Raw genomic sequence first — 8,340 nt, 5'->3', positions numbered from 1 at the left:
TCTCCATGAACCAGAAGCGGTCGGCTTTGAGGGCCTCGGAAGCATCGACGATGAATTCGATCGTGCCGGCGCCCGAATAGCTGATTGCCTTGGCGGCCTTCACCGCCGCTTCCGTCATCGCCTTGCGCAGCGCCGGCGTCATGCCGGGGGCGGGCGCCTCCTCGATCACCTTCTGGTGGCGGCGCTGCGCCGAGCAGTCGCGCTCGAAAAGATGCACGACATTGCCGAAATTGTCGCCGAACACCTGGACTTCGATGTGTCGCGGCTTGTCGACATATTTTTCGACCAGAACGCGGTCGTCGCCGAAGGCAGCCTTGGCCTCGCGCCGCGCTCCGGACAGCGCCTCGGAGAAGTCGTCCGGATGGTCGACGCGCCGCATGCCCTTGCCGCCGCCGCCGGCGCGCGCCTTGATCAGCACCGGGTAGCCGATCTCGCGCGCTTTTGTGGCAAGCAGCACAATCTCCTGCGCTTCGCCGTGATAGCCGGGCACCACCGGAACGCCGGCCTTTTCCATCAACCGCTTGGCGGCATCCTTCAGCCCCATGGCGCGGATCGAGGCGGCGGACGGGCCGATGAAGATGAGGCCCGCCGCCGTCACCTGGTCGACGAAGTCGGGGTTCTCCGACAGGAAGCCGTAGCCGGGGTGGATTGCCTCGGCGCCTGTGGCAAGCGCCGCGGCAATGATCCTGTCGCCGCGCAGATAGCTGTCACCGACCGGCGAGGGGCCGACATGCACCGCCTCGTCGGCCATCTCGACATGCAGCGCTCGCGCGTCGGCCTCCGAATAGACGGCGACTGTTCGCACGCCGAGCTTGCGCGCGGTGCGGATGACGCGGCAAGCGATCTCGCCGCGATTGGCGATCAGGATCTTGCCGAACATGAAGCCTTCCGAGTTTGCGACGGGCAGCGCCAATTCGGCAGGCGCGGGCCTACTTCGATGCGGCGATCTCGCAGGCGCCGCCCGTAGTCACCTTGTAGTGCGCGCGCGTGGCCAGGCAGGATTTCATCGCCAGCTCTTCCGCAACCTTTTGGGACGGCGCATTCAGGTGTCCACCACAGATGATATAAGACGACATGATCCGGGCATAAGGCGTGGTCGCGTAGGCTGAATGGCCGCTCGCCGCCAGATAGGCCTTGTACGCCCTGTTGCACGGATCCTTGGGATTGCGTGGGATGTAGGGTGGAAAGCGCTTGTCCCCCTCGCTTCCAGCCAGCGACCCGGCGACGACAGCGCCGCACGAGGCGCATATAAGCATTCCTGCAAGTATCGACGCGGATGCTTTCCGCAGATATTCTCGTGTCATTTTTACCCCATCCCCATGAGACAATGCAGGATGAGCAATATCGAATATTTGCCGGCGTCGCTAGATGGTCACTCAAGAATCTCGATCTCGTGAACGGGTGGAACGTCTTTGTCATAAAGTTCAGGCTCCCCCAATCGCAGCAACGGCTGAGCTGTATAGTCTGGCAGTCAGATCGTCGAAGCAGCAGAAAGTGACGGTCTCGGGGATGGCGTATTCGCCTAGAAAAACAGCAACCGTGCCGACGGCTACTTCGGTAGCCTGATCTTTCGGATAGCCGTAGATGCCGGTCGAGATCGCCGGAAATGCTATCGTTCGACAGTCCTTACCGGTGGCAATCTCCAGCGAGCGCCGATAGCAGGAGGCGAGCAACTCCGCCTCGCTCTCGCCCCCGCCGTGCCAGACCGGGCCGACAGTGTGAATGACATAGCGCGCCGGCAGCCGGTAGCCTTTCGTCAGTTTGGCATCCCCGGTCCTGCAGCCGTTCAGCGTGCGGCATTCGGCGACCAGCTCCGGCCCGGCGGCGCGGTGGATAGCGCCGTCGACACCACCGCCGCCGAGCAGCGAGGAATTGGCGGCATTGACGATGGCATCGACCTTAAGCCTGGTGATGTCGCCGGTATGCACGCGGATCCTATCGCTGACGCCGCTCATCGTCACATCCTGAACACGCCGAACTTCGTTTCCTCGACCCCGGTATTGAGCGCCGCCGAGAGGCTGAGCGCCAGCACCTCGCGCGTCCTGGCCGGATCGATGATGCCGTCGTCCCAAAGCCTTGCCGAAGAATAGAGCGGGTGACCCTCATGCTCGTATTTCATCAGGATCGGCTTCCTGAATTTCGCTTCCTCTTCGGCGCTCCACTCACCGCCCTTGCGCTCGATGCCCTCGCGCTTGACCATGGCGAGCACCGTCGCCGCCTGCTCGCCGCCCATCACCGAAATGCGCGCATTCGGCCACATCCACAGGAAGCGGGGCGAATAGGCGCGGCCGCACATGCCGTAATTGCCGGCGCCGAACGAACCGCCGATGATCACCGTAAGCTTCGGCACGCGTGCCGTGGCGACCGCCGTGACCAGCTTGGCGCCGTCCTTGGCGATGCCGCCGGCCTCATACTTTCGCCCGACCATGAAGCCGGTGATGTTCTGCAGGAAGATCAGCGGAATGCCGCGCTGGCAGCAGAGCTCGATGAAATGCGCGCCCTTCAGCGCGCTTTCCGAGAACAGCACCCCATTGTTGCCGAGGATGCCGACCGGCATGCCGTGCAGACGCGCAAAACCGGTGACCAAGGTGGTGCCGTAATTCTGCTTGAACTCGTCGAACTCGGAACCGTCGACCAGACGCGCGATCACCTCGCGAACGTCATAGGGCTGGCGCAAATCAGTCGGCACGATGCCGTAGAGTTCATGCGGATCGTGAAGCGGTGATACTGGTTTCTGTAAGTTCAGGCTTACGGCCTTGTTCCGATTCAGGTTCTTGACGATGCGTCGGCAAATGGCCAGCGCGTGCTCGTCATCCATGGCATAGTGGTCGGCGACGCCGGAAAGCCTGGTGTGGACCTCGGCGCCGCCGAGCTCCTCGGCGCTGACGTCCTCGCCGGTGGCAGCCTTCACCAGCGGCGGGCCGCCAAGAAAAATGGTCGCCTGGTTGCGCACCATGATCGTTTCGTCCGACATCGCCGGCACATAGGCCCCGCCCGCCGTGCAGGAGCCCATGACGCAAGCGATCTGCGGGATGCCGGCTGCCGACATGTTGGCCTGGTTGTAGAAGATGCGGCCGAAATGCTCACGGTCGGGGAAGACCTCGTCCTGGTTGGGCAGGTTGGCGCCGCCGCTGTCGACCAGGTAGACGCAAGGCAGCTTGTTCTGCAGCGCGATCTCCTGCGCGCGCAGATGCTTCTTCACCGTCACCGGATAATAGGTGCCGCCTTTCACCGTCGCGTCGTTGACGACGACCATCACCTCCCGGCCTTCGACACGGCCGATGCCGGTGATGATGCCGGCCGACGGAATATCCTCGCCATACATCGACCATGCCGCGAACTGGCCGACCTCGAGAAAAGGCGAGCCGGTGTCGAGCAGTTGCGCCAATCTTTCGCGCGGCAGCAGCTTGCCGCGGCTTTGGTGGCGCTCGCGCGCCTCGTCCGAGCCGCCGCGCTCGATGCCCGCCGCCTTCTCGGCGATATCGTCGACCAGCGCCCGCATGCGCTCGGCATTGGCGCGGAAGCTTTCCGAGGAGGGGGAGATTTGGGTTTGGAGTGTGGCCACGTTATTCCTCACACCTCTTGATGCCGCAACGCAACCAGTGTAACAGCCCGCACCCGGATGCTGCGTGCGCAGCGCGGCATCTTTTGTACGAATGACACCTCAGGAGGCGACGATGAAAGGCATCGATATGCGTTTCACCAAATGTCTCCCCTCGGCCATGGCCTGACGCCGCTGAAGGGCGGCTTTCCACGTCCCGGATTCGAGCAAAAGGAACACGGCGCCTGCAAGCGCTGTGGGTGTCACTATGTATGTGCGGTTTGTAACGCCGCTGATCCATCCGAAGAGCCGGGTAGAGAGCGGCTTTTTCCATGCGTCCTGGTACTTGTACCGGAATGGCTGCCCGGACTGGATCCATGGCGAACTGGAGGATCAGTTCGACTGGTTCAATCGGCATTTGCCCATTCCTGGCCGGGTTGGGCGGCATTTCAAGCGCCGTGAGCCGATTTGGGGCGTCTGCTGGTTCCACCCGAACGCCAAGGAAGCCATCAGCCGTGCGCGCTATTGCGCCTGGCTGATCGAGGAGGGCGGCTTGCCTGTGCGCTCGATCACGTCCCGGCGCCAGCGTGAGGTTCTGTGGCGCGATGAGCATCAGATCGTCGCCAAGCCGACCGACGACCTGCCCAAGGCGTTCTGCTGAGGTGACGGAGGGAGACATCACACTCCCTCCGCCATGATCTCGCGGCCGATCAGCCAGCGGCGGATCTCGCTGGTGCCGGCGCCGATCTCGTAGAGCTTGGCGTCGCGCAGAAGCCGCCCGGTCGGATAATCGTTGATATAGCCGTTGCCGCCGAGCAGCTGGATGGCATCGAGCGCCATCTGCGTCGCCTTTTCGGCCGCGAAGAGCACGCAGCCGGCGGCGTCCTTGCGCGTGGTCTCGCCGCGGTCGCAGGCACCGGCCACGGCGTAGACATAGGCGCGCGCCGCGTTCATCGTCGAATACATGTCGGCAAGCTTGCCCTGCACCAGCTGAAAACTGCCGATCGGCTGGCCGAACTGCTTGCGCTCATGCACGTAAGGCACCGCCACGTCGAGGCAGGCCGCCATCAGCCCGATCGGCCCGCCGGAGAGCACGGCGCGCTCATAGTCGAGGCCCGACATCAGCACCTCGACGCCGCGCCCTTCCTCATGCAGCACATTCTCGAACGGCACCTCGACATTCTCGAAGACGAGCTCGCCGGTGTTCGAGCCGCGCATGCCGAGCTTGTCCAGTTTTTGGGCCACCGAAAACCCGGCAAAGGTTTTTTCGATGATGAAGGCGGTGATGCCGCGCGAATTGCGCTCCGGATCGGTCTTGGCATAGACCACCAAGGTCTCGGCATCGGGTCCGTTGGTGATCCACATTTTCGAACCGTTGAGCACATAGCGGTCGTTGCGCTTTTCGGCGCGCAGCCGCAGCGACACGACGTCCGAGCCTGATCCGGATTCCGACATCGCCAGCGCGCCGACCTTTTCGCCCGAGCAGAGCGCAGGGAGGTATTTCTCCTTCTGTGCCGGCGTTGCCCAGCGGTTGATCTGGTTGACGCAGAGATTGGAATGCGCGCCGTAGGAGAGGCCGACCGAGGCGGATGCGCGGGAAATCTCCTCCATCGCCACGACATGCGCGAGATAGCCCATACCGCTGCCGCCGAACTCGGGATCGGCGGTGATGCCGAGCAGGCCGAGCTCGCCGAGCTCCCCCCACAGATGTGCCGGGAATTCGTTGGAGCGGTCGATATCGGCCGCGATTGGCGCGATCCTGTCTTGTGCGAAGCGCCTTACGGTATTGCGCAACGCCTCGATGTCGGCATCAAGCCCGAAGTTCAGCGTATTGATGTACATGGCGTTCCTCCCGGCGCATGACCCCGAAATCGACTTCGATAAGGATAATGCGCGAAATCAAAGTGCCGCGGCCTCCTTTGCGCGTCGGACGGGACGCGTTGCGCTGCCGGCGCCGATCTTCGCGCCGACGAGCCGCCTTGTCATCGAAAGATATGTCGTGGTGACTTCAGAGATCGACAGCCGCTCGCCCGGACGGAACCAGACGATGACGCCGGTCATCATCTGGATCAGCGCCATGGCGGTCAGGCCGACATCGTCGATCTCGAAGATGCCGGCGTCGGCGCCGTCGCGCAGGATCGCGCGCAATTCCTTCTCATAGGCCGTGCGCATCTTGAGGATCTGCGTCAGCCGCTCATGCGAGAGGCTGCGCAATTCCATGTTGGAGACATGGGTGGCGCGGCGCCGCTCGATATGGAAGGCAATGTGGTTCTCGACATAGGCGGCGAGCCGCGCCGCCGGATCGGCCGCTGCCAGGCGCGCGTCATCCCAGGCCTTGAGCAGGCCTTCCATATGCTCGCGCATCAGCGTGAACAGCAGATCCTCCTTGGTGGGAAAATAGCGATAGAGCGCGGCGGCCTGCACGCCGACTTCGGTCGCCAGCTGGCGCATCGACATCGCCTCATAGCCGAGCCGCGCGATCAGGCCGACCGCCGCCTCGCGAACGGCCGCCTCGGTTTTTTCGCCATCTGAACCCGTGGTGCGTGCCATGTTTGCCTCTGCGAAGCAGATAATAAAACGAACGTTCAATTAATTCAAGCGGGCAAGCGAAGGTGTTCAGGCCGAAGGGCAAGGGCCTGCACTCGGTCTGACGCAAGCCTCGGCTGGATCTGTAGAGCGGAGCGACTTAATCGCCGCGGAAAGCGCGGCTCGCCTGATCGGTCAGGGGCTTAAGCAGATAGGAAAGCACCGTGCGGTCGCCGGTTCTCAGGAACACCTCCGCCGGCATTCCCGGCTTCAGTTCCAGCGATCCCGCCTGTTTGAGGCTGCTTTGCGTCAGCACGATGCGCACCGCGTAATAGGCGACCCCGGCTTTCTGGTCCTCGATGAGGTCGGGCGAGATACGGTCAACCTGGCCCTCGACTTCCGGCGTGATCTGCTGGCTGAAGGCCGAAAGGCGAAGCGTGGCGTTCTGTCCGATGCGCACCTGGTCGATGTCCTGCGGCGCGACGCGCGCCTCGACCACCAGCGCGTCGGCGCTCGGCACGATCTGCATGATCGCCTCGCCGGGCGCGATCACGCCGCCGATCGTGTGCACGGCCAGCTGATGCACCCGGCCCGATTGCGGGGCGCGGATATCGATCTGCTTCAGCGTTTGTTCGGCCGCGATCTGACGCTCGCGCAGTTCGCTCATCTTGCCGTCGATCTCCCTCAGTTCGCCCGCCACTTCGCTGCGCAGGTCCTGATCGATCTGGATGATCGCCAGTTCCATCTCGCTGATGCGCCCGCGCGTCTGCGCGGCGGCGGCGATCAACTGCCCGTTTTCGCCGTCGAGCCTTGCCTCGGCGCGTTCGCGATCGGCCAGACGCGAGATCGGCACCAGCTTCTTTTTCCAGAGGTCCCGCATGCCCTCGAGCTCGATCTTGGTGAGGGATATCTCCTGCTGCTTGCTCCTGAGCTGGGCCTCGATACCCGCGATCTCCTGACGGAACTGCACGATGCGCTCGCGTAGCTGTGAAATCTTGCCCTCGCGCGCCTGCCGCCGCAGCGCGAACAGCCTGTTCTCGCCGTCGATGAGATGACCAATCTGAGGGGCATGCGCGTTTCCCGACAGCTGCTCGGGATAGAGCACCGCCTGGGCGCCGTCGCGTTCGGCAATCAGCCGGGCGCGGCGGGCAGAGAGCTCGTCGAGACCGTTGTCGACGATGGCGAGATTGGCACGCGCCACCGTGTCGTCCAGCCGCACCAGGACGTCGCCCGCCTCGACCGTGCTGCCGTTCTGCACGTTGAGAGCGCCGACGACGCCGCCTTGCGGATGCTGGACGGACTTCACGTTCGAGCCGACGACCAGATGGCCGCCTGCGACCACGGCTCCGGCAAGACTGCTTGATGCCGCCCAAAGGCCGAGCCCGCCGACAAGCAGCGCCGCTGCGATCGCTCCCGCCCGGACGTTCCTGCGAATGGCCTGACGCAAGCGCTGCTGCTGGGGCGAAGCACCTTCGATCGGCTTCGAACCGCGGTCGAGCAGCGCGATCGCGCGCGCTCTGGCGGACAATGCGAAGTCGCGCACCACGCGCAACGCATCGGCTTTGAAATAGGGAGTTGCCGACCTCATCTCAGCCCGCCGATCCGACCGCATGCAGCGGTTTCGTCACCGGCTGCAAAGCCTGCCGTGCGATCTCGCTCTTCAGCCCGAATGCCTGCTGCCTGCCGCCATTCAGCACCAGCAAGTGGTCGAGCGCGGCGAGGGCGCTGGGACGATGCGCGACCACGATGACGATGCCGCCGCGCGCTTTGATGCCTTCGATGGCACGCGTCAGCGCTTGGTCGCCCGCGGCATCGAGGTTGGAATTCGGCTCGTCGAGCACGACGAGGAACGGATTGCCGAACAGCGCGCGCGCCAGGCCTAGACGCTGACGCTGTCCGGCGGAAAGTGCCGCGCCGCTCTCGCCGATCTCGGTTTGATAGCCTTCGGGCAGGCGCAGGATCATGTCGTGCACGCCGGCAGCCTGGGAGGCCTCGATGATCGCCTCCGGCATGGCGTTCTCGTCGAAGCGGCTGATGTTCTGGGCGACCGTACCGGCGAACAATTCGACATCCTGCGGCAGATAGCCGATATGGCGGCCAAGCGCCTGCGCCGGCCACTGCTCGATTGCAGCGCCGTCGAGACGGATCTTGCCGCGCATCGTGGGCCATACGCCGACGAGCGCGCGCACGAGCGAGGATTTTCCGGAGCCGCTCGGGCCGATCAGGCCCATGCCGGAGCCGGCGTCGAGCGAAAAGTCGATATCCTCCAGCAG

9 protein-coding genes are annotated in these 8,340 nt (G+C 64.0%); 1 reads left to right on the top strand and 8 read right to left on the bottom strand.

Translation table 11 applies throughout. From position 1 onward, the window contains the following. From EOA75_RS24700 to EOA75_RS24685, 4 genes are all read right to left on the bottom strand, one after another. A partial coding sequence (locus EOA75_RS24700) for a biotin carboxylase N-terminal domain-containing protein (RefSeq protein ID WP_127325386.1) occupies window positions 1-880 on the bottom strand: 880 nt, incomplete at its 3' end. Window positions 881-929: 49 nt separating this feature from the next. After that, complete coding sequence (locus tag EOA75_RS24695; protein ID WP_164747538.1) at window positions 930-1,304, bottom strand: hypothetical protein; 375 nt, start codon at window positions 1,302-1,304, stop codon at window positions 930-932. A gap of 120 nt (window positions 1,305-1,424) precedes the next feature. After that, complete coding sequence (locus tag EOA75_RS24690) at window positions 1,425-1,955, bottom strand: O-acetyl-ADP-ribose deacetylase (protein ID WP_127216773.1); 531 nt, start codon at window positions 1,953-1,955, stop codon at window positions 1,425-1,427. 2 nt (window positions 1,956-1,957) lie between these two features. Further along, the gene (locus EOA75_RS24685) at window positions 1,958-3,565 is read right to left on the bottom strand and encodes a carboxyl transferase domain-containing protein (RefSeq protein WP_127325385.1); all 1,608 of its coding nucleotides are present in this window, start codon (window positions 3,563-3,565) and stop codon (window positions 1,958-1,960) included. A 244-nt stretch (window positions 3,566-3,809) separates the two neighbouring features. Between EOA75_RS24685 and EOA75_RS24680 the strand changes: the two genes are divergently transcribed. Continuing rightward, complete coding sequence (locus EOA75_RS24680; protein ID WP_127216774.1) at window positions 3,810-4,202, top strand: hypothetical protein; 393 nt, start codon at window positions 3,810-3,812, stop codon at window positions 4,200-4,202. Window positions 4,203-4,219: 17 nt separating this feature from the next. Here the strand turns inward: EOA75_RS24680 and EOA75_RS24675 are convergent, their stop codons facing one another. From EOA75_RS24675 to EOA75_RS24660, 4 genes are all read right to left on the bottom strand, one after another. After that, window positions 4,220-5,383 (bottom strand): isovaleryl-CoA dehydrogenase, encoded by a 1,164-nt coding sequence (locus EOA75_RS24675; protein ID WP_127325384.1) that lies wholly within the window; start codon window positions 5,381-5,383, stop codon window positions 4,220-4,222. 57 nt (window positions 5,384-5,440) lie between these two features. Next, entirely contained in the window at window positions 5,441-6,091 is a 651-nt protein-coding gene (locus EOA75_RS24670) for a TetR/AcrR family transcriptional regulator (RefSeq protein ID WP_127325383.1), read from the bottom strand. Window positions 6,092-6,227: 136 nt separating this feature from the next. Beyond that, the gene (locus EOA75_RS24665) at window positions 6,228-7,655 is read right to left on the bottom strand and encodes an HlyD family type I secretion periplasmic adaptor subunit (RefSeq protein WP_127325382.1); all 1,428 of its coding nucleotides are present in this window, start codon (window positions 7,653-7,655) and stop codon (window positions 6,228-6,230) included. Window position 7,656: 1 nt separating this feature from the next. Further along, the coding region (locus tag EOA75_RS24660; protein WP_127325381.1) for an ATP-binding cassette domain-containing protein at window positions 7,657-8,340 on the bottom strand (684 nt) is incomplete at its 5' end.

This window comes from Mesorhizobium sp. M1A.F.Ca.IN.022.07.1.1 (genome assembly GCF_003997575.1).
Taxonomy (GTDB): Bacteria; Pseudomonadota; Alphaproteobacteria; order Rhizobiales; family Rhizobiaceae; genus Mesorhizobium.
This window is presented reverse-complemented; position numbering and strand designations above follow the sequence as displayed.

Excerpts from the sequence above, each read along its gene's own strand:
- EOA75_RS24695 (WP_164747538.1), bottom strand. The coding sequence starts at position 1,304 with ATGACACGAGAATATCTGCGGAAAGCATCCGCGTCGATACTTGCAGGA.
- EOA75_RS24690 (WP_127216773.1), bottom strand. The coding sequence starts at position 1,955 with ATGAGCGGCGTCAGCGATAGGATCCGCGTGCATACCGGCGACATCACC.
- EOA75_RS24680 (WP_127216774.1), top strand. The coding sequence starts at position 3,810 with ATGTATGTGCGGTTTGTAACGCCGCTGATCCATCCGAAGAGCCGGGTA.
- EOA75_RS24675 (WP_127325384.1), bottom strand. The coding sequence starts at position 5,383 with ATGTACATCAATACGCTGAACTTCGGGCTTGATGCCGACATCGAGGCG.
- EOA75_RS24670 (WP_127325383.1), bottom strand. The coding sequence starts at position 6,091 with ATGGCACGCACCACGGGTTCAGATGGCGAAAAAACCGAGGCGGCCGTT.
- EOA75_RS24665 (WP_127325382.1), bottom strand. The coding sequence starts at position 7,655 with ATGAGGTCGGCAACTCCCTATTTCAAAGCCGATGCGTTGCGCGTGGTG.